Genomic DNA, 21,083 nt, shown 5'->3' with positions numbered 1-21,083 from the left:
AGCGTGGACGCTCGCACCGGAGGCAGACAGGGGTGAGGGCTGATGTCCGTGACGATGGCCGACCGGCCGACACAGCGACTGCGGACGGTGCGGGCGCGCCGCGACACGCCCCCGCCCCGGCGGGAACGCCCCCGCCTGTACGCCGTCGACGGCATCCGCCTGCTCGCGGCCCTGATGGTCGCCGTGCACCACTACGCCGGCACGCGCCGCGTCGACCGGCCGCACAACCCCGTCTGGGACCGGCCGGCGTCCGACATCATGCCGACGGTGTACCACTTAGCCTCGTACGGCTGGATCGGTGTCGAGATCTTCTTCGTCATCAGCGGCTTCGTGATCTGCATGTCCTGCTGGGGCCGCACCCCGCGCCAGTTCTTCGTCTCGCGGGTGATCCGGCTGTACCCCGCGTACTGGTTCGCCATAGCGTTCACCACGGCCGTCCTGGTGGCCCTCCCCGGTGTCTGGGACCGCCTGCCCCTGAGCGACGTACTCCTCAACCTGACGATGCTGCAGTCCGGTTCGGGCGTGGCCAACGTCGACGGGGTGTACTGGACGCTCTGGTCGGAACTCCGCTTCTACCTGCTGTTCCTGGTCGTCGTCGCGATGGGCCTGACCTACCGGCGGGTCGTGGTCTTCTGCTGCGTGTGGGGCGCCGCGGCGATGCTCGCCCCGGTGTCGAAGTTCCACCTGCTGGCCCTGGCCGCCGATCCGGACGGCGCCTGGTACTTCATCGCCGGCCTGGCCCTCTACCTCATGCACCGCTTCGGCCAGGACCTGCTGCTGTGGGGCATCCTCGCGATGGCCTGGCTGATGGGGCAGCGGGAACTGGGGCTGCGCATCGACAACGTCGAGCACGTCTCCGGCTGGCGGGGGAGCGTGCTGATCTTCACGGCGTTCCTGCTCGCCATGGCCGCGATCGCGCTCGGCGCGACGGACCGGATCCGCTGGAGGTGGCTGGCGACGGCCGGGAGCCTGACGTACCCCCTGTACCTGCTGCACTACGCGGCCGGTACGGCGGTCATCAACCGCCTGCGGGACACGATGGACGCCCGTCTGCTGGTCGCGTCGGTGATCGCAGGGTTCCTGCTGCTGAGCTGGCTGGTGCACCGGTTCGTGGAGCGCCCGGTGGCGGGGCTGCTGAAGCGCGGGCTGGACACGTCGTTCGCGCGACTGCGGAACGCGGGGTGACCCGGCCCGCGGGCCGACCGAGGCGGGCGACGCGGGTCACGGCGTGGTGATACCTGCCGGACTGCCGACGTCGGACGGGGAACCGGTGAGTGGCCTGGCCTCACCGGACATCCCCCGCCCGCTTCCGGCGCCCAGCCGTCCGGCCGGGATCGCGCCCCGGGTCAGGGCCCCGGGTCAGGGCCCCGGGATCAGATGACGCCCTGTGCCAGCATCGCGTCCGCCACCCGCTCGAATCCGGCGATGTTCGCGCCGGCCACGTAATCGCCGGGGGCGCCGTAGCGCTCGGCGGTCTCGGCGCAGGTGGTGTGGATGTCGGTCATGATGCGGGCGAGTTCGTTCTCGACCTGCTCGGCCTTCCACGACGTACGCGACGCGTTCTGCGTCATCTCCAGGGCGCTCACCGCGACCCCGCCCGCGTTCGCGGCCTTGCCGGGGCCGAAGGCGACTCCGGCCCGCTGCAGGAGTTGCACCGCGTCCGGGGTGGTCGGCATGTTCGCGCCTTCCGAGACCGCCTTCACGCCGTTGCGGATGAGTTCGGCGGCGTCGTCGGCGTTCAGCTCGTTCTGCGTCGCCGACGGCAGGGCGAGGTCCGCCGGGACCTCCCAGACCCGCCCGCCGGGGACGAACCGCGCGGAGGCGCCGCGGCGCTCGGCGTAGTCGCTCACCCGGCCGCGCTCGACCTCCTTGACCTGACGCAGCAGGTCCACGTCGATGCCCTTCTCGTCCACCACGTAGCCGCTGGAGTCCGAACACGTCACCGGGTTGGCGCCGAGAGCCACCAGCTTCTGGATGGTGTAGATCGCGACGTTCCCGGAGCCGGAGACGACCGCCGTCTGCCCCTCGAGATCCTCACCGCGGGCGCGCAGCATGGCCTCCGCGAACAGCACGTTGCCGTATCCGGTCGCCTCCGGACGGATCAGTGAGCCGCCCCAGCCGGCGCTCTTGCCGGTCAGCACGCCGCCCTCCCAGCGGTTGGTGATCCGCCGGTACTGGCCGAACAGGTAACCGATCTCGCGGGCGCCGACACCGATGTCACCGGCCGGGATGTCGGTGTACTCACCGATGTGCCGGTACAACTCGGTCATGAAGGACTGGCAGAAGCGCATGACCTCCGCGTCGCTGCGCCCCTGCGGGTCGAAGTCGCTGCCGCCCTTGCCGCCGCCGATGCCGAGACCGGTCAGCGCGTTCTTGAAGATCTGCTCGAAGCCGAGGAACTTGATGATCCCGAGGTTCACGGACGGGTGGAAGCGCAGGCCGCCCTTGTACGGGCCGAGGGCGCTGTTGAACTCGACGCGGAAGCCGCGGTTGACGTGGACCCGGCCCCGGTCGTCCTGCCACGGCACTCGGAAGATGATCTGCCGCTCCGGCTCGATCAGCCGCTCGACGAGGCCCGGGTCGGCGTACTCGGGGCGGGCCGTCAGCACCCGGCCGAGGCTGTCCAGCACTTCGCGGGCGGCCTGGTGGAACTCGGGCTCCGCCGGGTTGCGGCGCTCGATCTCGGTGCGCAGGAATTCGAGGGCGGTCTTGGGGTCGGGGCGTGAGGTCACGGAGGTCCCTTTCAGGCACGGCTGACACCGGGACTGAGCCGGTGAGGGGCGCTCGGCGCCATTGCCGCGCGCGGGAATGTCGACGGCCCGCCTCCGCGAGCAGCCGGCGCTTGAGTGCTGCTCCCATGTTAAAGAGAAGACCAAGAGGCCAGGACGGCGTTCCGTATGTGAGATTCCGTATACGAGAACGAGATGCCGAAGAACCGGTCACGGTGTGACGATGCCGGCCGGGCGGGCCGGGCGCCCGAAGCGGGCGGGGACGCCCGGCGAGTACAGGACGCTCACCGGTTCCCCCTCCGGTGCCGGCAGACCGGCCGCCGTGACCAGGTCCTCGTCGCACTCGACGAGTTCGGCCCGGTGCAGCGGCCAGCGCGGATGGGCGTTGGGCAGATACGTCGACCGGCCGAAGAAGGCCCCGTGCATGCCCCAGCGGGCGGTCAGGAAGTGCTCCAGCTCGGTGGGCTCCTCGACCGGCTCGCCCGTCCGCACGGTGATACGGCTCCGGGCGCCGCGCGGGCCCGGCCATCGCCGTGAGCTGGTGTACGTCACGGTGTCCCCGTCGTGCCGGATGTCCATCCGGGACCAGAGGTACGGCATGCGGAAGCCCAGGCGCCCGACCGCCACGGGGATCAGGCGCGAGGCGTCCAGGGAGCGGAAGACGACGCCGCGCCGCCCGTGCGCATCCACCGAGTACAGGCGGACGTTGGTCTCGGGGAACGTGCCGAGGTAGGGGACGCCCGGGAGGCGGAGCCAGCCCACGCGGTGCATGCGGAAGGCGACGAGACCGACGTACGTGACACCGTCCAGGGTGTCGGGCACGGCGCCCGACGGCAGCAGACGGGCCACGTCGGCCGGGTCCACCGCCCAGTGCAGGAAGGTCAGGTCGAGCCAGGACTGGGTGAGCAGGGGCCGCGCGATGGCCTCGGGCGGGTCGGCCGTTATGGGGTGCGGGGGTATCGGCGGTTGTGGCTGCAGTGGCGCTGGTGACTGCGGTGTCGGAGGCACGGCGCCAGTGTCGCAGGGCTCAGCACGCCATTCGGGACCGCGTCCACCGGCCCGCGGCGCCACCACGGTCCGCGGGCGTTCACGGACTCGTCGTGCGGCAGACGCTGATCGTCATTCCGCGGACCCGCCACGGCCCGGAGGCGCTGGAGGCAGGACACGCGCGACGCTGCACGGCGGTGCCTACCCGACCTCGAATCGGATGACGACATAAGCCGTTCGGCGGCCAGAGTTCTTGAACCGCCGCATCGGGTCCAGTAGTTGCTTGCGATTGCATAAGGCAGCCCCGTCAGGTGTGTCCTGGCGGGCTGCGGCATCGGGGTGACGGCAGTAGTGGACGGCAACGTCAGCGGACGGGGCGGCGCGGGGTGGCGGTTCATCGCCTTCGTCCCGGGACGCATGGCTGCTCGCCGGGCTTTCGAGTGCGGTGCTGAGGGCCGCGCACGCGGTCATCGCCGGGCTGGCCCTCTACCTGATGCACCGCTTCGGTCAGGACCTGCTGCTGTGGGGCATCCGTCGCGATGGCGGGCGGCGACGGCACCAGCGCGGCGCCCGCACTCACCGCCGGCCCGCCGTCGCCGAGGCAGCTGCGTTGCCGGCGACCTGAGTTACTTTTCTGCCCATGACAGGCATACAGGGGAGTACACCGGCTTTGTCCTCGCTCTCGGCCGAGCAGGTGGTGGCGCTTCCGCTAGAAACCCTCGCCCGCAGTGTCGTGGGCGATCTGATGAGGCCGGGCGGCAGCACGCCGAACATCTCCGGCTGGCTGCACCGGGTCCGTCGGGACTACCGGCAGCTGAAGGATCCGGAGGCGCTGGGCGCCATCAGTGAGGCGGTGGCGTGGCTGCGGCTGCGGATGATCATCGTCGACGACCTGCGGCCCAAGTCCGAGGGCGACTGGGTCATGCTGAGCCGTCAGGGCGCCCAGTGGCTGCGGGGCGGCCCGCTCCCGCTCGACGCCACCGGCTGACCGCGTCCGACCGGCGCCCCTGCCACGGCCGCACACCGGTGACGCGCCCCGCTCCCGATGAGAACCGGGAGCGGGGCGCGTCGGCGTGAGCTGGCCCGTCGAGCAGACCGGTGCTACGGATTCACGACCTTCCCCCCGAAGGTGACGGCGAGGGCGCCGTTCGAGGCGAAGGACCAGCCCAGGGAGCCGCTGTAGGAGGAGCAGCGGGAGCCGTTGGTGCCGGTCCAGAACTGGTTGGAGCTGTCGGCGTCGCCGACGGTCTTGTCGTTCGACCCGCTGACCTTGAACCGGCAGGAGGTGTTGGTCCGGAACACCGAGGTGCCTGCGTCGAACGAGAAGTTGCGCTGGACGTTGTCGATGCTGGCGTTGTTCGAGATGGCCATGGTGCCGGGGTTGCTGTTGTACGTGAACCCGTGATGGCCGTTGTTGTAGGCGATGTTGTGCCGGACCGTGTGGTTGACCGCGATGTCCGAGCCGCCGAGCTTGTAGCCGTTGCGGTCGCCGTTGGTGTTCTGGGTGCCGTCGGTGAGGGTGCCGTTGTTGTAGGAGAGGGAGTACTCGATGGTCACCGGGCCGATGGCTCCGGTGTCGGTCTTGGTGTAGAGGTCCCAGCCGTCGTCGATGTTGTTGTGGGCGACGTCGTAGCGGAAGACGTTGCCGGTGCCGGTGGTGAGCTTCGCGGCGAAGCCGTCGGCGTTCTCGCCGCCGGAGTCGGCGTTGTCGTGCGACTCCGAGCTCACGATCAGGTTGTTGGACGGCCACTGGGAGCTCGGGGTGCTGGAGGAGATCCGGCCGAGCTGGAGTCCGGTGTCGCGGTTGTAGGCGGTCACCACGCGCTCGACGACGTTGTTGCTGCCGCCGACGTAGATCCCGTTGTCCCCGGCGTGTTCGACGGTGAGGCCGTACAGGTGCCAGTAGTTGGCGTTGAGCTGCAGCCCGCGGTTGGACGAACTCTCGCTCTGCGCCGAGAAGTTCAGCACCGGGGTCTCGCCCGGGTAGGCGCTCAGGGTGGTGCGGGCGCTCGACGTGCCGTCGCTGCCGGCCGGGATCGTGACGGTCGAGGAGTAGTTGTAGGTACCGCCGCGCAGGTAGATGGTGCCACCGGGCGCGATGCGGCTGATCGCGGTGGCGAGCGTCGTCGGGGCGGACTGCGTCCCGGCCGCACTGGCGGTGCCGCTCGGCGACACGTACTGCGTGGTGCTCGCGGCCTGCGCGGGAGCGCCGGACAGCGCGACCAGCGCGCCTGCCAGCAGACTGACGCACGCGATGACGGGCTTCACTTGCATGGTGGTGCCTCCGGTTCGTCCGTGACCAGGGGTGCCGTGCAGGGGAAAGCGCTTTCTCCGTTTCCGTACGGGAACGTAGAGCGCTTGCGATGGACGCGTCAAGATGCGGGTACGTGATTCATATTCACGAACATGAACGAGGCTCGGGCTGCGCCGAGGGTGCGGGTTTGACCTGCGTCACCCTGGGGGTATTCTCTCCGGCCCGATTGGCCAGCGGCCTGCCCCATATGGCAGACTGTCCGAGTTGCTCGGTCGAGTGTTGATGCTGCGCGCCTCCCGCCGGGGGGACCGGAAGCGAGTCCCACAGTACTCGTCGCCCTAACTGCCGTCAGGCAGCGCTGGGGCGGACGTACGGGAATCTTCCGGGAAGTGTCAGCGCGGCACCGGCCAGGCGCCCGGTGGACTTTCGTCCCCGGCTTGCGGTTCCGGAAGGGCCGTGTGCATTCCCCGCAGGGATGTTCGAACAAGGGGCATCTGTGTCAGCGGGAGCGCGACACGCCCGACCGCGTGGGTCGGAGAACGAGGGTGGAGTGACACCGGGTCCAGAGCGTGAGAAGAGACAGGACTACTGAGTAGCCATGGCGGGACAGAAGATCCGCATCCGGCTCAAGGCCTACGACCACGAGGTCATCGACTCCTCGGCGAAGAAGATCGTCGAGACGGTGACCCGCACTGGTGCGTCGGTCGCGGGCCCGGTGCCGCTGCCCACTGAGAAGAACGTGTACTGCGTCATCAAGTCGCCGCACAAGTACAAGGACTCGCGCGAGCACTTCGAGATGCGTACGCACAAGCGCCTGATCGACATCCTCGACCCGACCCCCAAGACCGTTGACTCTCTGATGCGACTCGACCTCCCGGCCGGTGTCGACATCGAGATCAAGCTCTGAGGCGCGGTGATCTGAGAGATGGCTAAGCAGATCAAGGGCATCCTGGGCGAGAAGCTCGGCATGACGCAGGTGTGGGACGAGAACAACCGTGTTGTTCCGGTCACCGTCGTCAAGGCCGGGCCCAACGTCGTCACCCAGGTCCGTACGAACGACACCGACGGCTACGAGTCGGTCCAGATCGCCTTCGGCGAGATCGACCCGCGCAAGGTGAACAAGCCCCTCAAGGGCCACTTCGCCAAGGCCGACGTCACCCCGCGCCGTCACCTCGTCGAGATCCGTACCGCTGACGCCAGCGAGTACACCCTCGGCCAGGAGATCACCGCCGAGGTGTTCGAGGCCGGCGTGAAGGTCGACGTCACCGGCAAGAGCAAGGGCAAGGGCTTCGCCGGTGTCATGAAGCGCCACAACTTCGGTGGCCTCGGCGCCGGTCACGGCACGCAGCGCAAGCACCGCTCGCCCGGTTCCATCGGTGGCTGCGCCACCCCGGGCCGTGTGTTCAAGGGCCTCCGCATGGCGGGTCGCATGGGCAACGAGCGGGTCACCACCCAGAACCTGACCGTCCACGCCGTTGACGCGGAGAAGGGTCTGCTGCTCATCAAGGGCGCGGTTCCCGGTCCGAACGGCGGCCTCGTCCTGGTCCGCACCGCGGCCAAGGGGGCCTGAGGTAACCGATGAGCACTGTTGACATCCTTTCGCCGGCGGGCGACAAGGCCGGTACCGTCGAGCTCCCCGCGGAGATCTTCGGCGTTGAGAAGGTCAGCATCCCGCTGATCCACCAGGTCGTCGTCGCACAGCTGGCCGCTGCCCGCCAGGGCACCCACAAGACCAAGACGCGCGGCGAGGTCCGCGGCGGTGGCAAGAAGCCGTACCGCCAGAAGGGCACCGGTCGCGCCCGTCAGGGTTCGACCCGCGCGCCGCAGTTCGCCGGTGGTGGCGTCGTGCACGGTCCCGTGCCGCGCGACTACTCGCAGCGCACCCCGAAGAAGATGAAGGCCGCGGCCCTGCGCCACGCCCTCACCGACCGGGCGCGTCACAACCGCATCCACGTCGTCTCCGGCGTGGTCGAGGGCGACACCCCCAGCACCAAGGCCGCGAAGAGCCTGTTCGGCAAGATCAGCGAGCGCAAGAACCTGCTCCTGGTCATCGACCGCGCCGACGAGGCCGCGTGGCTGTCCGCCCGCAACCTGCCCCAGGTCCACATCCTGGAGCCGGGCCAGCTGAACACGTACGACGTTCTCGTCTCGGACGACGTGGTCTTCACCCAGGCCGCTTTCGAGTCCTTCGTCGCCGGCCCGAACAAGGCCAACGACACCGAAGGGAGCGAGGTCTGATGGCCATCCGTCACCCCGCCATTGCCTCGAAGGCCGCCAAGGCCGCCAAGGCCGCGCGCGTCGCCAAGGCGCGTCGCCACGCCGCCGAGGGCAAGAACACCGTCGAGACCCCGCTCAGCAAGTCGTACACGGACCCCCGTGACGTGCTGCTGAAGCCGGTCGTCTCCGAGAAGAGCTACGCGCTCCTCGACGAGAACAAGTACACGTTCATCGTCGACCCGCGGGCCAACAAGACCCAGATCAAGGAGGCCGTCCAGGCGGTCTTCGACGTCAAGGTCACCGGGGTCAACACGATCAACCGCGCCGGCAAGCGCAAGCGGACCCGCACGGGCTTCGGCCAGCGTGCCGCCACCAAGCGCGCGATCGTGACCCTCGCCGAGGGCGACCGTATCGACATCTTCGGCGGTCCGACCGCGTAAGCGGGTCGGAGCGTCCAGATAATCGGAAACTTCCGAGGACTGAGAGACAATGGGTATCCGCAAGTACAAGCCGACTACGCCGGGCCGTCGTGGCGCCAGCGTCGCCGACTTCGTCGAGGTCACGCGGTCCACGCCGGAGAAGTCGCTGGTTCGCCCGCTGCACAGCAAGGGCGGCCGTAACAACGCCGGTCGTGTGACCGTTCGCCACCAGGGTGGCGGACACAAGCGCGCCTACCGTCTGATCGACTTCCGTCGTCACGACAAGGACGGCGTGCCGGCGAAGGTCGCGCACATCGAGTACGACCCCAACCGCACCGCGCGCATCGCGCTCCTGCACTACGCGGACGGCGAGAAGCGCTACATCCTGGCCCCCAAGGGCCTGAGCCAGGGCGACCGGATCGAGAACGGCCCCGGCGCCGACATCAAGCCCGGCAACAACCTGGCGCTGCGCAACATCCCGGTCGGTACGACGATCCACTCCGTGGAGCTTCGTCCGGGCGGCGGCGCCAAGTTCGCCCGCTCCGCCGGTGCCTCCGTGCAGCTGCTCGCGAAGGAGGGCTCGATGGCCCACCTCCGCATGCCGTCCGGTGAGATCCGCCTGGTCGACCAGCGCTGCCGCGCCACGGTCGGCGAGGTCGGCAACGCCGAGCAGAGCAACATCAACTGGGGCAAGGCCGGCCGCAAGCGCTGGCTGGGCGTCCGCCCGACCGTTCGCGGTGTGGCGATGAACCCGGTTGACCACCCCCACGGTGGTGGTGAGGGCAAGACCTCCGGTGGTCGCCACCCGGTCAGCCCCTGGGGTCAGAAGGAAGGTCGTACTCGTGCTCCCAAGAAGGCGAGCAACAAGTACATCGTCCGCCGCCGCAAGACGAACAAGAAGCGCTAAGGACGGGTTGAGATGCCTCGTAGCTTGAAGAAGGGGCCCTTCGTCGACGACCACCTGATGAAGAAGGTGGACGCCCAGAACGAAGCCGGCACCAAGAACGTCATCAAGACCTGGTCCCGTCGCTCGATGATCGTCCCGGCCATGCTCGGCCACACTCTGGCGGTGCACAACGGCAAGACCCACATCCCGGTGTTCGTCACCGAGTCGATGGTCGGCCACAAGCTCGGCGAGTTCTCGCCGACCCGCACCTTCCGGGGCCACGTCAAGGAAGACCGGAAGTCGAAGCGCCGCTAGTCGCGGATCGCATTCAGACACGTAAGTAACTCTGAAGGGACAACCATGGAAGCCAGGGCCCAGGCGCGGTACATCCGCGTCACGCCCATGAAGGCCCGCCGTGTGGTGGACCTCATCCGTGGCATGAACGCCACGGAGGCCCAGGCTGTTCTGCGATTCGCTCCGCAGGCAGCCTCGGTTCCGGTCGGCAAGGTGCTGGACAGCGCCATCGCCAACGCCGCGCACAACTACGACCACACCGACGCCGACAGCCTCTACGTCTCCGAGGCCTACGTCGACGAGGGCCCGACCCTGAAGCGGTTCCGTCCGCGCGCCCAGGGCCGTGCCTACCGGATCCGCAAGCGGACCAGCCACATCACCGTGGTCGTCAGCAGCAAGGAAGGAACCCGGTAATGGGCCAGAAGGTAAACCCGCATGGGTTCCGGCTCGGTGTCACCACGGACTTCAAGTCCCGTTGGTACGCCGACAAGCTGTACAAGGACTACGTCAAGGAAGACGTCGCCATCCGTCGGATGATGACGTCCGGCATGGAGCGCGCCGGCATCTCCAAGGTCGAGATCGAGCGCACCCGTGACCGCGTGCGGGTGGACATCCACACCGCTCGTCCGGGCATCGTCATCGGCCGCCGCGGCGCCGAGGCCGACCGCATCCGCGGCGACCTCGAGAAGCTCACCGGCAAGCAGGTCCAGCTGAACATCCTCGAGGTCAAGAACCCCGAGACCGACGCCCAGCTGGTCGCCCAGGCCGTCGCCGAGCAGCTCTCCTCCCGCGTCTCCTTCCGCCGTGCCATGCGCAAGAGCATGCAGTCGGCGATGAAGGCGGGCGCCAAGGGCATCAAGATCCAGTGCGGTGGCCGTCTCGGCGGCGCCGAGATGTCCCGCTCGGAGTTCTACCGCGAGGGCCGCGTGCCCCTGCACACGCTCCGCGCGAACGTCGACTACGGCTTCTTCGAGGCCAAGACGACCTTCGGCCGCATCGGTGTGAAGGTCTGGATCTACAAGGGCGACGTCAAGAACATCGCCGAGGTTCGCGCCGAGAACGCTGCCGCCCGTGCGGGTAACCGCCCGGCCCGCGGTGGCGCCGACCGCCCGGCCCGTGGTGGCCGCGGTGGCGAGCGGCGCGGTCGCAAGCCGCAGCAGGCTGCCGGCGCCGAGGCCCCCAAGGCCGAGGCTGCCGCCGCCGCTCCGGCTGAGAGCACCGGAACGGAGGCCTGACCGTCATGCTGATCCCCCGTAGGGTCAAGCACCGCAAGCAGCACCACCCGGGACGCAGCGGCGCTGCCAAGGGTGGCACCACGGTTGCGTTCGGCGAGTACGGCATCCAGGCGCTGACCCCGGCCTACGTGACGAACCGCCAGATCGAGGCGGCCCGTATCGCGATGACCCGCCACATCAAGCGTGGCGGCAAGGTCTGGATCAACATCTACCCGGACCGTCCCCTCACCAAGAAGCCGGCCGAGACCCGCATGGGTTCCGGTAAGGGTTCTCCGGAGTGGTGGATCGCCAACGTCAAGCCCGGACGCGTCATGTTCGAGCTGTCGTACCCCAACGAGAAGATCGCCCGTGAGGCGCTGACCCGTGCGGCCCACAAGCTGCCGATGAAGTGCCGGATCGTCAAGCGCGAGGCAGGTGAAGCGTGATGTCGGCCGGTACCAAGGCGTCCGAGCTGCGCGAGCTGGGCAACGAGGAGCTTCTGGCGAAGCTTCGCGAGGCCAAGGAAGAGCTGTTCAACCTCCGCTTCCAGGCGGCGACCGGTCAGCTCGAGAACCACGGTCGGCTGAAGGCCGTCCGCAAGGACATCGCGCGGATCTACACCCTGATGCGTGAGCGCGAGCTGGGCATCGAGACGGTGGAGAGCGCCTGATGAGTGAGAGCAACGTGACTGAGCAGACTGCAGAGGCCCGCGGCTTCCGCAAGACCCGTGAGGGTCTCGTCGTCAGCGACAAGATGGACAAGACCGTCGTCGTCGCCGTCGAGGACCGTGTCAAGCACGCGCTGTACGGCAAGGTCATCCGCCGTACGAACAAGCTCAAGGCCCACGACGAGCAGAACGCCGCGGGTGTCGGCGACCGCGTCCTCCTCATGGAGACCCGGCCGCTGTCCGCGACGAAGCGCTGGCGCGTCGTCGAGATCCTCGAGAAGGCCAAGTAGGCAATTCCCGCAAGGGAATTCCAAAGAATACGCCTGCGGGGCACCCCTCGCAGGACAGTTCCGCCAGGCTCCGGGGGCCGCTCGGTGAGCGGCCCCCGGGGAACCGGCAGACATTCAGGAGATAGACGTGATCCAGCAGGAGTCGCGACTGCGTGTCGCCGACAACACTGGTGCGAAGGAGATCCTTTGCATCCGTGTGCTCGGTGGCTCCGGTCGCCGCTACGCGGGCATCGGTGACGTCATCGTCGCCACCGTCAAGGACGCGATCCCCGGTGGCAACGTGAAGAAGGGTGACGTCGTCAAGGCGGTCATCGTTCGCACCGTCAAGGAGCGCCGCCGTCCGGACGGCTCGTACATCCGCTTCGACGAGAACGCCGCCGTCATTCTGAAGAACGACGGCGACCCTCGCGGCACCCGCATCTTCGGCCCGGTCGGGCGTGAGCTGCGCGAGAAGAAGTTCATGAAGATCATCTCGCTCGCGCCGGAGGTGCTGTAAGCATGAAGATCAAGAAGGGCGACCTGGTCCAGGTCATCACCGGCAAGGACAAGGGCAAGCAGGGCAAGGTCATTGCCGCTTACCCGCGCGAGGAGCGCGTCCTGGTCGAGGGTGTCAACCGGGTCAAGAAGCACACGAAGGCCGGTCCCACCGCTCGCGGTTCCCAGGCCGGCGGCATCGTCACGACCGAGGCGCCGATCCACGTCTCCAACGTCCAGCTGGTCGTTGAGAAGGACGGCCAGAAGGTCGTCACGCGTGTCGGCTACCGCTTCGACGACGAGGGCAACAAGATCCGCGTTGCCAAGCGGACGGGTGAGGACATCTGATGGCTACCACCACCACTCCGCGTCTCAAGACGAAGTACCGCGAGGAGATCGCGGGCAAGCTGCGTGACGAGTTCAAGTACGAGAACGTCATGCAGGTCCCCGGCCTCGTCAAGATCGTGGTCAACATGGGTGTGGGCGACGCCGCCCGCGACTCCAAGCTGATCGAGGGCGCCATCCGCGACCTCACCACGATCACCGGTCAGAAGCCGGCCGTCACCAAGGCCCGCAAGTCCATCGCGCAGTTCAAGCTGCGTGAGGGCCAGCCGATCGGTGCCCACGTCACGCTCCGTGGCGACCGCATGTGGGAGTTCCTGGACCGCACCCTGTCGCTCGCGCTGCCGCGCATCCGCGACTTCCGCGGCCTGTCCCCCAAGCAGTTCGACGGCCGTGGCAACTACACCTTCGGTCTCACGGAGCAGGTCATGTTCCACGAGATCGACCAGGACAAGATCGACCGCGTCCGGGGTATGGACATCACCGTGGTCACCACGGCGACCAACGACGCTGAGGGCCGCGCGCTCCTCCGTCACCTCGGCTTCCCCTTCAAGGAGGCGTGAGCGAGATGGCGAAGAAGGCTCTCATCGCGAAGGCTGCCCGTAAGCCCAAGTTCGGTGTGCGCGGCTACACCCGCTGCCAGCGCTGCGGCCGTCCGCACTCCGTGTACCGCAAGTTCGGCCTCTGCCGCGTGTGCCTTCGTGAGATGGCTCACCGCGGCGAGCTGCCGGGCGTGACCAAGAGCTCCTGGTAATCCCGGTAAATCGGGATTCCTGGACCTCTCGGTAAGCAACCGGGCCGGCAGGGGCCCCGCCTTCCATGCCGTAGGCTGGGAGGGTTGGGCCTCTGCCGCCCTGGATCGCCCGCGGACGAAGTCCGCTGAATGATTGCTTACTACGCCGTAGGTCCCCGCGCCGCACCCGTCCCGTCCATGTACGGGGAGAGGGATGGCGCATATAGGAAACCCCGGCGAGAAAGGCCACAGGCCAATTCATGACCATGACTGATCCGATCGCAGACATGTTGACGCGTCTGCGGAATGCGAACTCGGCGTACCACGACTCGGTGTCGATGCCGCACTCCAAGATCAAGTCCCACATCGCGGAGATCCTCCAGCAGGAGGGCTTCATCACGGGCTGGAAGGTCGAGGACGCCGAGGTCGGCAAGAACCTCGTCCTCGAGCTGAAGTTCGGCCCCAACCGTGAGCGCTCCATCGCGGGCATCAAGCGGATCTCCAAGCCCGGTCTCCGGGTGTACGCGAAGTCCACCAACCTGCCGAAGGTGCTCGGCGGCCTGGGCGTGGCGATCATCTCCACGTCGCACGGGCTCCTCACCGACAAGCAGGCCGGCAAGAAGGGCGTGGGTGGGGAAGTCCTCGCCTACGTCTGGTAGCGAAGGGAACGGAGGAAAACAGCTATGTCGCGCATCGGCAAGCTCCCCATCGCGGTTCCCGCCGGCGTGGACGTCACCATCGACGGCCGTACGGTCTCGGTCAAGGGCCCCAAGGGCGAACTGACCCACACCGTCGTGGCGCCGATCGAGATCGCCAAGGGCGAGGACGGCACCCTGCAGGTGACCCGCCCCAACGACGAGCGTCAGAGCAAGGCCCTGCACGGCCTCTCCCGCACGCTGGTGGCGAACATGATCACCGGCGTGACCCAGGGTTACGTGAAGAAGCTCGAGATCAGCGGTGTCGGTTACCGCGTGACCGCCAAGGGCTCGAACCTCGAGTTCGCGCTCGGCTACAGCCACCCGATCACCGTCGAGGCCCCCGAGGGGATCACCTTCAAGGTGGAGACCCCGACCCGTTTCCAGGTCGAGGGCATCGACAAGCAGAAGGTCGGCGAGGTTGCGGCCAACATCCGCAAGCTGCGCAAGCCCGACCCGTACAAGGCCAAGGGCGTCAAGTACGAGGGCGAAGTCATCCGCCGCAAGGTCGGAAAGGCGGGTAAGTAAGCCATGGCATACGGGCAGAAGATCCTCAAGGGCGACGCCTACAAGCGCGCCGCGATCAAGCGCCGCCACATCCGGATCCGCAAGAAGGTCTCGGGTACGGCGGAGCGTCCCCGTCTGGTCGTGACCCGCTCCAACCGCCACATCGTGGCGCAGGTGATCGACGACCTGAAGGGCCACACCCTGGCGTCGGCGTCCACCCTGGACGCGTCGATCCGCGGTGGCGAGGGCGACAAGTCCGCGCAGGCCAAGCAGGTCGGCGCCCTGGTCGCCGAGCGTGCCAAGGCCGCCGGTGTCGAGGCCGTCGTGTTCGACCGTGGTGGCAACCAGTACGCCGGGCGCATCGCCGCCCTGGCGGACGCCGCCCGCGAGGCCGGGCTCAAGTTCTGAGCCGCTTGTAGCTAGCGGAAAGAGAGAGGTAATCCAATGGCTGGACCCCAGCGCCGCGGAAGCGGTGCCGGTGGCGGCGAGCGGCGGGACCGGAAGGGCCGTGACGGCGGCGCTGCTGCCGCCGAGAAGACCGCGTACGTTGAGCGCGTCGTCGCGATCAACCGCGTCGCCAAGGTTGTGAAGGGTGGTCGTCGCTTCAGCTTCACCGCGCTGGTCGTGGTGGGCGACGGTGACGGCACCGTGGGTGTCGGTTACGGCAAGGCCAAGGAGGTGCCGGCCGCCATCGCCAAGGGTGTGGAGGAGGCCAAGAAGCACTTCTTCAAGGTCCCCCGGATCCAGGGCACCATCCCGCACCCCATCCAGGGTGAGAAGGCGGCCGGTGTCGTGCTGCTCAAGCCCGCGTCGCCCGGTACCGGTGTTATCGCCGGTGGCCCGGTGCGTGCCGTGCTCGAGTGCGCCGGCATCCACGACGTGCTGTCGAAGTCGCTCGGCTCCGACAACGCGATCAACATCGTGCACGCGACCGTGGAGGCCCTGAAGGGCCTGCAGCGTCCCGAGGAGATCGCGGCCCGCCGTGGTCTGCCCCTCGAGGACGTCGCTCCCGCGGCTCTGCTGCGTGCGCGTGCCGGGGCGGGTGCGTAATCATGGCGCAGCTCAAGATCACGCAGGTCAAGTCCTACATCGGCAGCAAGCAGAACCACCGTGACACCCTGCGCTCCCTTGGTCTCAAGGGCATCAACACGCAGGTCGTCAAGGAGGACCGCCCCGAGTTCCGCGGCATGGTGCACACCGTCCGCCACCTCGTGACGGTCGAGGAGGTCGACTGATCATGGCGGAGCAGAACCCGCTCAAGATCCACAACCTCCGTCCCGCCCCGGGCGCCAAGACCGCCAAGACCCGTGTCGGTCGTGGTGAGGCGTCGAAGGGTAAGACGGCCGGTCGTGGTACCAAGGGCACCAAGGCCCGTTACCAGGTTCCGGAGCGCTTCGAGGGCGGCCAGATGCCGCTGCACATGCGCCTCCCGAAGCTGAAGGGCTTCAAGAACCCGTTCAAGACCGAGTACCAGGTCGTCAACCTCGACAAGCTGGCCGCGCTCTACCCCGAGGGTGGCGAGGTCACGGTCGAGTCCCTGGTGGCCAAGGGCGCCGTTCGCAAGAACAGCCTGGTCAAGGTCCTCGGCCAGGGTGAGGTCTCCGTGGCGCTGCAGGTGACGGTCGACGCCGTCTCCGGCTCCGCCAAGGAGAAGATCACCGCCGCCGGCGGCACCGTCACCGAGCTCGTCTGAGTCCGTTCGGACGTCTCGATGACGTAAGCGTCTCCCGACCGGGGATACCTCACAATGAGGTATCCCCGGTTGGTCGTTCCAAGGGGGGCAGTGTCGCCGGTAAGGTGGCCTGCACTGTTCACTTCCGTATTCGTCGAACCTCAAGACCGTCACCCTTGACGCTGTTGCGCGGGGGTCGCAGGAGGCACCGTGCTCACCGCGTTCGCCCGGGCGTTCAAGACGCCCGACCTGCGCAAGAAGCTGCTCTTCACGCTCGGCATCATCGTGGTCTACCGGGTCGGTACCCACATCCCGATCCCCGGCGTCAACTACACGGCCGTCCAGCAGTGCGTGGACGAGGCCTCCGGCAACCAGGGCCTCTTCGGCCTGGTCAACATGTTCAGCGGCGGCGCGCTGCTGCAGATCACGGTCTTCGCGCTGGGCATCATGCCGTACATCACGGCGAGTATCATCCTGCAGCTGCTGACCGTGGTGATCCCGCGTCTGGAAGCCCTCAAGAAGGAGGGGCAGGCCGGCACGGCGAAGATCACCCAGTACACCCGTTACCTGACGGTCGCGCTGGCGATCCTGCAGGGCACCGGCCTGGTGGCCACCGCCCGCAGCGGCGCCCTCTTCAACGGCTGCACCGTCGCGTCGAGCATCGTCCCCGACCAGGCGATCTTCACCACCATCACCATGGTGATCTGCATGACCGCCGGTACGGCCGTCGTCATGTGGCTCGGTGAGCTGATCACCGACCGCGGCATCGGCAACGGCATGTCGATCCTGATGTTCATCTCGATCGCCGCCACCTTCCCCTCGGCCCTGTGGGCCATCAAGAAGACGGGCACGCTGGCGGGCGGCTGGATCGAGTTCGGCACCGTCATCCTCGTCGGCCTGGTCATGGTCGGCCTGGTCGTCTTCGTCGAGCAGGCCCAGCGCCGGATCCCGGTGCAGTACGCCAAGCGCATGATCGGCCGTCGTTCCTACGGCGGGACGTCGACCTACATTCCGCTGAAGGTCAACCAGGCGGGTGTGATCCCCGTCATCTTCGCATCGTCGCTGCTTTACATTCCGGCGCTGGTCGCCCAGTTCTCCGGTGGCAACTCGGGCTGGAAGACCTGGATCGAGCAGAACCTGACCAAGGGCGACCACCCGATTTACATCACTTCGTACTTCTTGCTCATCGTTTTCTTCGCGTTCTTCTACGTGGCGATCTCCTTCAACCCCGAGGAAGTCGCCGACAACATGAAGAAGTATGGTGGTTTCATCCCGGGCATCCGGGCTGGCCGACCGACCGCTGAGTATCTGAGCTACGTACTCAACCGGATCACCTGGCCGGGTTCGCTGTACTTGGGTCTGATCGCTCTCGTGCCGACGATGGCGTTGGTTGGGTTTGGGGCGAACCAGAACTTCCCGTTCGGCGGGACCAGCATCCTGATCATCGTGGGTGTCGGTCTCGAGACGGTGAAGCAGATCGAGAGCCAGCTCCAGCAGCGCAATTACGAAGGGTTCCTCCGCTGATGCGAATCGTCCTCGTCGGGCCGCCGGGTGCCGGAAAGGGCACGCAGGCCACTCGCCTCGCTGCGAAGCTGCGCGTCCCGCACATCTCCACGGGCGACCTGTTCCGGGCCAACATCAGCCAGCAGACCGAGCTGGGCAAGCTCGCCAAGTCCTACATGGACGCCGGCAACCTCGTTCCCGACGAGGTCACGATCGCGATGGCAAAGGACCGGATGGAGCAGCCGGACGCCGAGGGCGGCTTCCTGCTCGACGGCTTCCCGCGCAACGTCTCGCAGGCCGAGGCGCTCGACGAACTGCTGACGACCGAGACCATCAAGCTGGACGCGGTTCTCGACCTGGAAGTCTCCGAGGACGAGGTCGTCAAGCGGATCGCCGGCCGGCGCATCTGCCGCAACGACTCCTCCCACGTCTTCCACGTGACGTACAGCAAGCCGAAGCAGGAAGGCGTCTGCGACGTCTGCGGCGGCGAGCTGTACCAGCGCGACGACGACTCCGAGGGGACGGTCCGCAAGCGGCTCGAGGTCTACCACACGCAGACCGAGCCGATCATCGACTACTACAAGGCGCAGGGACTGGTCGTCACGATCTCGTCCCTCGGCCCGGTCGAGGAGATCACGCAGCGCGCCCTGGAGGCGCTCAAGCGCGAGGACGACGACAAGTAGTCGTCGGTCCGGTACGGCCGTGGCACCCGGATGGGCGTCACGGCCGTACTGTTGTGCAGTAACCGGTTGACGCGAGTGACGGAGAGCGCAGGGCCCCCATGGTGCAGATCAAGACCGCCGAGCAGATCGCCAAGATGCGTGAGGCGGGGCTGGTCGTCGCCGCCATCCACGCGGCCACCCGCGAGGCCGCCGTGCCCGGCGCCACCACCAGGGACCTGGACCAGGTGGCGCGCAAGGTGCTCGCCGAGCACAACGCCAAGCCGAACTTCCTCGGCTACGGCGGCTTCCCGGCGACGATCTGCACCTCGGTCAACGAGGTCGTCGTCCACGGCATCCCGTCCGACGAGGTCGTCCTCAAGGACGGCGACATCATCTCCATCGACTGCGGCGCCATCGTCGACGGCTGGCACGGCGACGCCGCGTACACGGCGTTCGTGGGCTCCGGTCACGCCCCGGAGCTGATCGAGCTCTCCCGGGTCACCGAGGAGTCCATGTGGGCCGGCATCGCCGCGATGAAGCTCGGCAACCGGCTCGTCGACGTCTCCCGCGCCATCGAGACGTACATCCGCCGTCAGCCCAAGCCCGGCGGCGGCCGCTACGGCATCATCGAGGACTACGGCGGCCACGGCATCGGCACCGAGATGCACATGGACCCGCACCTGCTGAACTACGTCGACCGGCGCCGCGGCAAGGGCCCCAAGCTGGTCCCCGGCTTCTGCCTCGCCATCGAGCCGATGGTCTCCCTGGGCACCCCGAAGACGCAGGTCCTGGACGACGACTGGACGGTCATCACCACGGACGGCACCTGGTCCTCCCACTGGGAGCACTCGGTGGCCCTGACCGAGCAGGGCCCGCTGGTCCTGACGGCCCCGGACGGCGGCCGGGCCAAGCTGGCGGAGTACGGCGTCACGGCCGCTCCGGACCCGCTCGCTTAATGATCTCTGCCTGGGGCAGACTTCCTCGATTCGTCTTTCCGGGTGCGCTGACGTAGACTGACTCGTCGGCTCTCGTGCACCCGCATGTCCGCATGCGCCCGTAAGGGACGCGAGGGAGTCGATCAAGGTAGTCGATTCGAAGGGCGAAGCGTGGCCAAGAAGCAAGGTGCCATCGAGATCGAGGGCACTGTCGTCGAGTCTCTGCCGAACGCCATGTTCAAGGTCGAGCTCCAGAACGGCCACCAGGTCCTGGCACACATCAGCGGCAAGATGCGCATGCACTACATCCGCATCCTCCCTGACGACCGGGTCGTGGTGGAGCTGTCTCCGTACGACCTGACGCGTGGCCGGATCGTCTACCGGTACAAGTAGATCTTGCCCGCACCCCGCTGCGGCGGGGTGGTGGCACTGACCCGGAGAACCTCAATCCCATGAAGGTCAAGCCGAGCGTCAAGAAGATCTGCGACAAGTGCAGGGTGATCCGCCGTCACGGTCGGGTCATGGTCATCTGCGAGAACCCGCGCCACAAGCAGCGCCAGGGCTGACGCACGATCGACCGATCCCTCTGCATCGACATCGCAGGGATTCGCGCGACGCGAGCTGAATTGTTCATACGCAGGACCCGGGCGAGCGATCGCCCGACACCCCCGGTTCGGAGGCCGGGGACCCGGTTCGTACCTGATACGGCGGCCGGGAGCCGGTGCTGCGGAAGACCTCCGAAGATCAACTGGAGCCATTGAATGGCACGCGTTTCCGGTGTTGACATCCCGCGCGAAAAGCGCGTGGAGGTCGCCCTCACCTACGTGTTCGGCATCGGCCGGACTCTCTCGAAGCAGACGCTGGACGCCACCGGCGTCGACCCGAACACCCGCGTTCGCGACCTCTCCGAGGAGCAGCTCGTCGCGATCCGCGAGTACGTCGACAACAACATCAAGACCGAGGGTGACCTCCGTCGCGAGATCCAGGCCGACATCCGCCGCAAGGTCGAGATCGGCTGCTACCAGGGTCTGCGGCACCGCCGTGGTCTGCCGGTCCGCGGTCAGCGCACCAGCACCAACGCCCGTACCCGCAAGGGCCCGCGTCGCGCCATCGCCGGCAAGAAGAAGCCGGGCAAGAAGTAGTCCTCAGCGGACGCCTGTCCACGGTCTTCGCTGCAGGACCGACCACCTCCCGTAGGAGTAATAGATGCCCCCCAAGGGTCGTCAGGGCGCTGCCAAGAAGGTGCGCCGCAAGGAAAAGAAGAACGTCGCTCACGGCCACGCGCACATCAAGAGCACGTTCAACAACACGATCGTCTCCATCACGGACCCGTCGGGCAACGTGATCTCCTGGGCCTCCGCCGGCCACGTCGGCTTCAAGGGCTCCCGGAAGTCCACGCCGTTCGCCGCGCAGATGGCCGCCGAGTCGGCCGCCCGCCGCGCTCAGGAGCACGGCATGCGCAAGGTCGACGTGTTCGTCAAGGGCCCGGGCTCCGGTCGTGAGACCGCGATCCGCTCCCTGCAGGCGACGGGTCTCGAGGTCGGCTCCATCCAGGACGTCACCCCGACCCCGCACAACGGCTGCCGTCCGCCGAAGCGTCGCC

33 protein-coding genes and 1 pseudogene are annotated in these 21,083 nt (G+C 67.6%); 31 read left to right on the top strand and 3 right to left on the bottom strand.

Annotated elements, in window-relative coordinates:
- Positions 1 to 42 precede the first annotated feature (42 nt).
- Positions 43 to 1,185, top strand: coding sequence for an acyltransferase (locus AB0G63_RS14060; RefSeq protein WP_360749258.1), 1,143 nt, complete (start codon positions 43 to 45; stop codon positions 1,183 to 1,185).
- A gap of 188 nt (positions 1,186 to 1,373) precedes the next feature.
- Here AB0G63_RS14060 and gdhA read toward each other — a convergent pair whose 3' ends face one another.
- Both gdhA and AB0G63_RS14050 read right to left on the bottom strand, forming a co-directional pair.
- Positions 1,374 to 2,732 carry an NADP-specific glutamate dehydrogenase gene (gene gdhA, locus AB0G63_RS14055; RefSeq protein WP_360749255.1) on the bottom strand — a complete coding sequence of 453 codons (1,359 nt, stop codon included), beginning with the start codon at positions 2,730 to 2,732 and terminating at the stop codon, positions 1,374 to 1,376.
- A gap of 207 nt (positions 2,733 to 2,939) precedes the next feature.
- Complete coding sequence (locus tag AB0G63_RS14050; protein WP_360749252.1) at positions 2,940 to 3,737, bottom strand: DUF2071 domain-containing protein; 798 nt, start codon at positions 3,735 to 3,737, stop codon at positions 2,940 to 2,942.
- Positions 3,738 to 4,161: 424 nt separating this feature from the next.
- Here AB0G63_RS14050 and AB0G63_RS14045 point away from each other — a divergent pair, with 424 nt between their 5' ends.
- Together AB0G63_RS14045 and AB0G63_RS14040 are read left to right on the top strand one after the other, a co-directional pair.
- Positions 4,162 to 4,341, top strand: coding sequence for a hypothetical protein (locus tag AB0G63_RS14045; RefSeq protein WP_360749249.1), 180 nt, complete (start codon positions 4,162 to 4,164; stop codon positions 4,339 to 4,341).
- Between the two features lie 15 nt (positions 4,342 to 4,356).
- Positions 4,357 to 4,704: a hypothetical protein gene (locus tag AB0G63_RS14040; protein ID WP_360749246.1), complete on the top strand. Its 348-nt coding sequence runs from the start codon at positions 4,357 to 4,359 to the stop codon at positions 4,702 to 4,704.
- 113 nt (positions 4,705 to 4,817) lie between these two features.
- Here the strand turns inward: AB0G63_RS14040 and AB0G63_RS14035 are convergent.
- Positions 4,818 to 5,903: pseudogene (locus tag AB0G63_RS14035) on the bottom strand (right-handed parallel beta-helix repeat-containing protein); the annotation flags it as partial.
- A gap of 665 nt (positions 5,904 to 6,568) precedes the next feature.
- On the opposite strand from AB0G63_RS14035, the gene rpsJ reads away from it, so the two are divergent.
- The 28 genes from rpsJ to rpsK all read left to right on the top strand — a co-directional run.
- Positions 6,569 to 6,877, top strand: coding sequence for a 30S ribosomal protein S10 (gene rpsJ, locus AB0G63_RS14030; RefSeq protein WP_003948644.1), 309 nt, complete (start codon positions 6,569 to 6,571; stop codon positions 6,875 to 6,877).
- Positions 6,878 to 6,895: 18 nt separating this feature from the next.
- Positions 6,896 to 7,540, top strand: coding sequence for a 50S ribosomal protein L3 (gene rplC / locus AB0G63_RS14025; protein WP_324789186.1), 645 nt, complete (start codon positions 6,896 to 6,898; stop codon positions 7,538 to 7,540).
- Between the two features lie 8 nt (positions 7,541 to 7,548).
- The gene (gene rplD, locus AB0G63_RS14020) at positions 7,549 to 8,208 is read left to right on the top strand and encodes a 50S ribosomal protein L4 (RefSeq protein ID WP_360749244.1); all 660 of its coding nucleotides are present in this window, start codon (positions 7,549 to 7,551) and stop codon (positions 8,206 to 8,208) included.
- The gene (gene rplW / locus AB0G63_RS14015) at positions 8,208 to 8,627 is read left to right on the top strand and encodes a 50S ribosomal protein L23 (protein ID WP_324789184.1); all 420 of its coding nucleotides are present in this window, start codon (positions 8,208 to 8,210) and stop codon (positions 8,625 to 8,627) included. The genes rplD and rplW overlap by 1 nt, the downstream gene beginning before the upstream one ends.
- Positions 8,628 to 8,676: 49 nt before the next feature.
- Positions 8,677 to 9,513: a 50S ribosomal protein L2 gene (gene rplB / locus AB0G63_RS14010; protein WP_351890875.1), complete on the top strand. Its 837-nt coding sequence runs from the start codon at positions 8,677 to 8,679 to the stop codon at positions 9,511 to 9,513.
- A 12-nt stretch (positions 9,514 to 9,525) separates the two neighbouring features.
- Positions 9,526 to 9,807: a 30S ribosomal protein S19 gene (gene rpsS / locus AB0G63_RS14005; RefSeq protein ID WP_030233885.1), complete on the top strand. Its 282-nt coding sequence runs from the start codon at positions 9,526 to 9,528 to the stop codon at positions 9,805 to 9,807.
- Between the two features lie 45 nt (positions 9,808 to 9,852).
- Positions 9,853 to 10,200, top strand: coding sequence for a 50S ribosomal protein L22 (rplV, locus tag AB0G63_RS14000; RefSeq protein ID WP_351890877.1), 348 nt, complete (start codon positions 9,853 to 9,855; stop codon positions 10,198 to 10,200).
- Positions 10,200 to 11,021, top strand: a complete 822-nt coding sequence (gene rpsC / locus AB0G63_RS13995) for a 30S ribosomal protein S3 (RefSeq protein WP_360749239.1) — start codon at positions 10,200 to 10,202, stop codon at positions 11,019 to 11,021. Before rplV ends, rpsC begins: the two co-directional genes overlap by 1 nt.
- A 5-nt stretch (positions 11,022 to 11,026) precedes the next feature.
- A complete protein-coding gene (rplP, locus tag AB0G63_RS13990; protein ID WP_007494765.1) occupies positions 11,027 to 11,446 on the top strand; it encodes a 50S ribosomal protein L16 in 420 nt (139 codons plus the stop codon).
- Positions 11,446 to 11,670 (top strand): 50S ribosomal protein L29, encoded by a 225-nt coding sequence (rpmC, locus tag AB0G63_RS13985; protein WP_003974259.1) that lies wholly within the window; start codon positions 11,446 to 11,448, stop codon positions 11,668 to 11,670. The genes rplP and rpmC overlap by 1 nt, the downstream gene beginning before the upstream one ends.
- Entirely contained in the window at positions 11,670 to 11,957 is a 288-nt protein-coding gene (gene rpsQ, locus AB0G63_RS13980; protein WP_003992363.1) for a 30S ribosomal protein S17, read from the top strand. Before rpmC ends, rpsQ begins: the two co-directional genes overlap by 1 nt.
- 127 nt (positions 11,958 to 12,084) lie before the next feature.
- A complete protein-coding gene (rplN, locus tag AB0G63_RS13975; protein WP_003998823.1) occupies positions 12,085 to 12,453 on the top strand; it encodes a 50S ribosomal protein L14 in 369 nt (122 codons plus the stop codon).
- A 2-nt stretch (positions 12,454 to 12,455) separates the two neighbouring features.
- Positions 12,456 to 12,779, top strand: coding sequence for a 50S ribosomal protein L24 (rplX, locus tag AB0G63_RS13970; RefSeq protein WP_076097138.1), 324 nt, complete (start codon positions 12,456 to 12,458; stop codon positions 12,777 to 12,779).
- On the top strand, positions 12,779 to 13,336 hold the full coding sequence (gene rplE, locus AB0G63_RS13965) for a 50S ribosomal protein L5 (protein ID WP_053661885.1): 558 nt from the start codon (positions 12,779 to 12,781) through the stop codon (positions 13,334 to 13,336). The genes rplX and rplE overlap by 1 nt, the downstream gene beginning before the upstream one ends.
- A gap of 5 nt (positions 13,337 to 13,341) precedes the next feature.
- Complete coding sequence (locus tag AB0G63_RS13960; protein ID WP_003948630.1) at positions 13,342 to 13,527, top strand: type Z 30S ribosomal protein S14; 186 nt, start codon at positions 13,342 to 13,344, stop codon at positions 13,525 to 13,527.
- 239 nt (positions 13,528 to 13,766) lie between these two features.
- A complete protein-coding gene (gene rpsH / locus AB0G63_RS13955; protein ID WP_014674378.1) occupies positions 13,767 to 14,165 on the top strand; it encodes a 30S ribosomal protein S8 in 399 nt (132 codons plus the stop codon).
- A gap of 24 nt (positions 14,166 to 14,189) precedes the next feature.
- Positions 14,190 to 14,729: a 50S ribosomal protein L6 gene (gene rplF / locus AB0G63_RS13950; protein ID WP_324789182.1), complete on the top strand. Its 540-nt coding sequence runs from the start codon at positions 14,190 to 14,192 to the stop codon at positions 14,727 to 14,729.
- Positions 14,730 to 14,732: 3 nt separating this feature from the next.
- Positions 14,733 to 15,116, top strand: a complete 384-nt coding sequence (rplR, locus tag AB0G63_RS13945) for a 50S ribosomal protein L18 (RefSeq protein ID WP_029380981.1) — start codon at positions 14,733 to 14,735, stop codon at positions 15,114 to 15,116.
- Between the two features lie 36 nt (positions 15,117 to 15,152).
- Complete coding sequence (rpsE, locus tag AB0G63_RS13940; protein WP_019753099.1) at positions 15,153 to 15,758, top strand: 30S ribosomal protein S5; 606 nt, start codon at positions 15,153 to 15,155, stop codon at positions 15,756 to 15,758.
- 2 nt (positions 15,759 to 15,760) lie between these two features.
- A complete protein-coding gene (gene rpmD, locus AB0G63_RS13935; RefSeq protein WP_003974250.1) occupies positions 15,761 to 15,943 on the top strand; it encodes a 50S ribosomal protein L30 in 183 nt (60 codons plus the stop codon).
- Positions 15,944 to 15,945: 2 nt separating this feature from the next.
- Positions 15,946 to 16,401: a 50S ribosomal protein L15 gene (rplO, locus tag AB0G63_RS13930; RefSeq protein ID WP_324789180.1), complete on the top strand. Its 456-nt coding sequence runs from the start codon at positions 15,946 to 15,948 to the stop codon at positions 16,399 to 16,401.
- 189 nt (positions 16,402 to 16,590) lie between these two features.
- The gene (secY, locus tag AB0G63_RS13925) at positions 16,591 to 17,904 is read left to right on the top strand and encodes a preprotein translocase subunit SecY (protein WP_360749229.1); all 1,314 of its coding nucleotides are present in this window, start codon (positions 16,591 to 16,593) and stop codon (positions 17,902 to 17,904) included.
- On the top strand, positions 17,904 to 18,566 hold the full coding sequence (locus tag AB0G63_RS13920; protein ID WP_360749227.1) for an adenylate kinase: 663 nt from the start codon (positions 17,904 to 17,906) through the stop codon (positions 18,564 to 18,566). The genes secY and AB0G63_RS13920 overlap by 1 nt, the downstream gene beginning before the upstream one ends.
- 98 nt (positions 18,567 to 18,664) lie before the next feature.
- A complete protein-coding gene (gene map / locus AB0G63_RS13915) occupies positions 18,665 to 19,501 on the top strand; it encodes a type I methionyl aminopeptidase (protein WP_360749224.1) in 837 nt (278 codons plus the stop codon).
- 150 nt (positions 19,502 to 19,651) lie between these two features.
- Positions 19,652 to 19,873, top strand: a complete 222-nt coding sequence (gene infA / locus AB0G63_RS13910; protein WP_003948620.1) for a translation initiation factor IF-1 — start codon at positions 19,652 to 19,654, stop codon at positions 19,871 to 19,873.
- A gap of 59 nt (positions 19,874 to 19,932) precedes the next feature.
- Complete coding sequence (gene rpmJ / locus AB0G63_RS13905) at positions 19,933 to 20,046, top strand: 50S ribosomal protein L36 (RefSeq protein ID WP_003998809.1); 114 nt, start codon at positions 19,933 to 19,935, stop codon at positions 20,044 to 20,046.
- 195 nt (positions 20,047 to 20,241) lie between these two features.
- Positions 20,242 to 20,622 (top strand): 30S ribosomal protein S13, encoded by a 381-nt coding sequence (rpsM, locus tag AB0G63_RS13900; RefSeq protein WP_351890887.1) that lies wholly within the window; start codon positions 20,242 to 20,244, stop codon positions 20,620 to 20,622.
- 64 nt (positions 20,623 to 20,686) lie between these two features.
- The coding region (gene rpsK / locus AB0G63_RS13895) for a 30S ribosomal protein S11 (protein ID WP_360749219.1) at positions 20,687 to 21,083 on the top strand (397 nt) is incomplete at its 3' end.

The organism is Streptomyces sp. NPDC020996, assembly GCF_040641355.1.
Lineage (GTDB): Bacteria > Actinomycetota > Actinomycetes > Streptomycetales > Streptomycetaceae > Streptomyces.
The sequence above is the reverse complement of the archived record's forward strand: the minus strand, read 5'-3'. Positions and strand labels throughout refer to the sequence as shown.

Bases quoted from the DNA above. Each gene is read 5' to 3' on its own strand.
- AB0G63_RS14060 (WP_360749258.1), top strand. From the start codon at position 43: ATGTCCGTGACGATGGCCGACCGGCCGACACAGCGACTGCGGACGGTG.
- AB0G63_RS14040 (WP_360749246.1), top strand. From the start codon at position 4,357: ATGACAGGCATACAGGGGAGTACACCGGCTTTGTCCTCGCTCTCGGCC.
- rpsJ (WP_003948644.1), top strand. From the start codon at position 6,569: ATGGCGGGACAGAAGATCCGCATCCGGCTCAAGGCCTACGACCACGAG.
- rplC (WP_324789186.1), top strand. From the start codon at position 6,896: ATGGCTAAGCAGATCAAGGGCATCCTGGGCGAGAAGCTCGGCATGACG.
- rplD (WP_360749244.1), top strand. From the start codon at position 7,549: ATGAGCACTGTTGACATCCTTTCGCCGGCGGGCGACAAGGCCGGTACC.
- rplW (WP_324789184.1), top strand. From the start codon at position 8,208: ATGGCCATCCGTCACCCCGCCATTGCCTCGAAGGCCGCCAAGGCCGCC.
- rplB (WP_351890875.1), top strand. From the start codon at position 8,677: ATGGGTATCCGCAAGTACAAGCCGACTACGCCGGGCCGTCGTGGCGCC.
- rpsS (WP_030233885.1), top strand. From the start codon at position 9,526: ATGCCTCGTAGCTTGAAGAAGGGGCCCTTCGTCGACGACCACCTGATG.
- rplV (WP_351890877.1), top strand. From the start codon at position 9,853: ATGGAAGCCAGGGCCCAGGCGCGGTACATCCGCGTCACGCCCATGAAG.
- rpsC (WP_360749239.1), top strand. From the start codon at position 10,200: ATGGGCCAGAAGGTAAACCCGCATGGGTTCCGGCTCGGTGTCACCACG.
- rplP (WP_007494765.1), top strand. From the start codon at position 11,027: ATGCTGATCCCCCGTAGGGTCAAGCACCGCAAGCAGCACCACCCGGGA.
- rpmC (WP_003974259.1), top strand. From the start codon at position 11,446: ATGTCGGCCGGTACCAAGGCGTCCGAGCTGCGCGAGCTGGGCAACGAG.
- rpsQ (WP_003992363.1), top strand. From the start codon at position 11,670: ATGAGTGAGAGCAACGTGACTGAGCAGACTGCAGAGGCCCGCGGCTTC.
- rplX (WP_076097138.1), top strand. From the start codon at position 12,456: ATGAAGATCAAGAAGGGCGACCTGGTCCAGGTCATCACCGGCAAGGAC.
- rplE (WP_053661885.1), top strand. From the start codon at position 12,779: ATGGCTACCACCACCACTCCGCGTCTCAAGACGAAGTACCGCGAGGAG.
- AB0G63_RS13960 (WP_003948630.1), top strand. From the start codon at position 13,342: ATGGCGAAGAAGGCTCTCATCGCGAAGGCTGCCCGTAAGCCCAAGTTC.
- rpsH (WP_014674378.1), top strand. From the start codon at position 13,767: ATGACCATGACTGATCCGATCGCAGACATGTTGACGCGTCTGCGGAAT.
- rplF (WP_324789182.1), top strand. From the start codon at position 14,190: ATGTCGCGCATCGGCAAGCTCCCCATCGCGGTTCCCGCCGGCGTGGAC.
- rplR (WP_029380981.1), top strand. From the start codon at position 14,733: ATGGCATACGGGCAGAAGATCCTCAAGGGCGACGCCTACAAGCGCGCC.
- rpsE (WP_019753099.1), top strand. From the start codon at position 15,153: ATGGCTGGACCCCAGCGCCGCGGAAGCGGTGCCGGTGGCGGCGAGCGG.
- rpmD (WP_003974250.1), top strand. From the start codon at position 15,761: ATGGCGCAGCTCAAGATCACGCAGGTCAAGTCCTACATCGGCAGCAAG.
- rplO (WP_324789180.1), top strand. From the start codon at position 15,946: ATGGCGGAGCAGAACCCGCTCAAGATCCACAACCTCCGTCCCGCCCCG.
- AB0G63_RS13920 (WP_360749227.1), top strand. From the start codon at position 17,904: ATGCGAATCGTCCTCGTCGGGCCGCCGGGTGCCGGAAAGGGCACGCAG.
- map (WP_360749224.1), top strand. From the start codon at position 18,665: ATGGTGCAGATCAAGACCGCCGAGCAGATCGCCAAGATGCGTGAGGCG.
- rpmJ (WP_003998809.1), top strand. From the start codon at position 19,933: ATGAAGGTCAAGCCGAGCGTCAAGAAGATCTGCGACAAGTGCAGGGTG.
- rpsM (WP_351890887.1), top strand. From the start codon at position 20,242: ATGGCACGCGTTTCCGGTGTTGACATCCCGCGCGAAAAGCGCGTGGAG.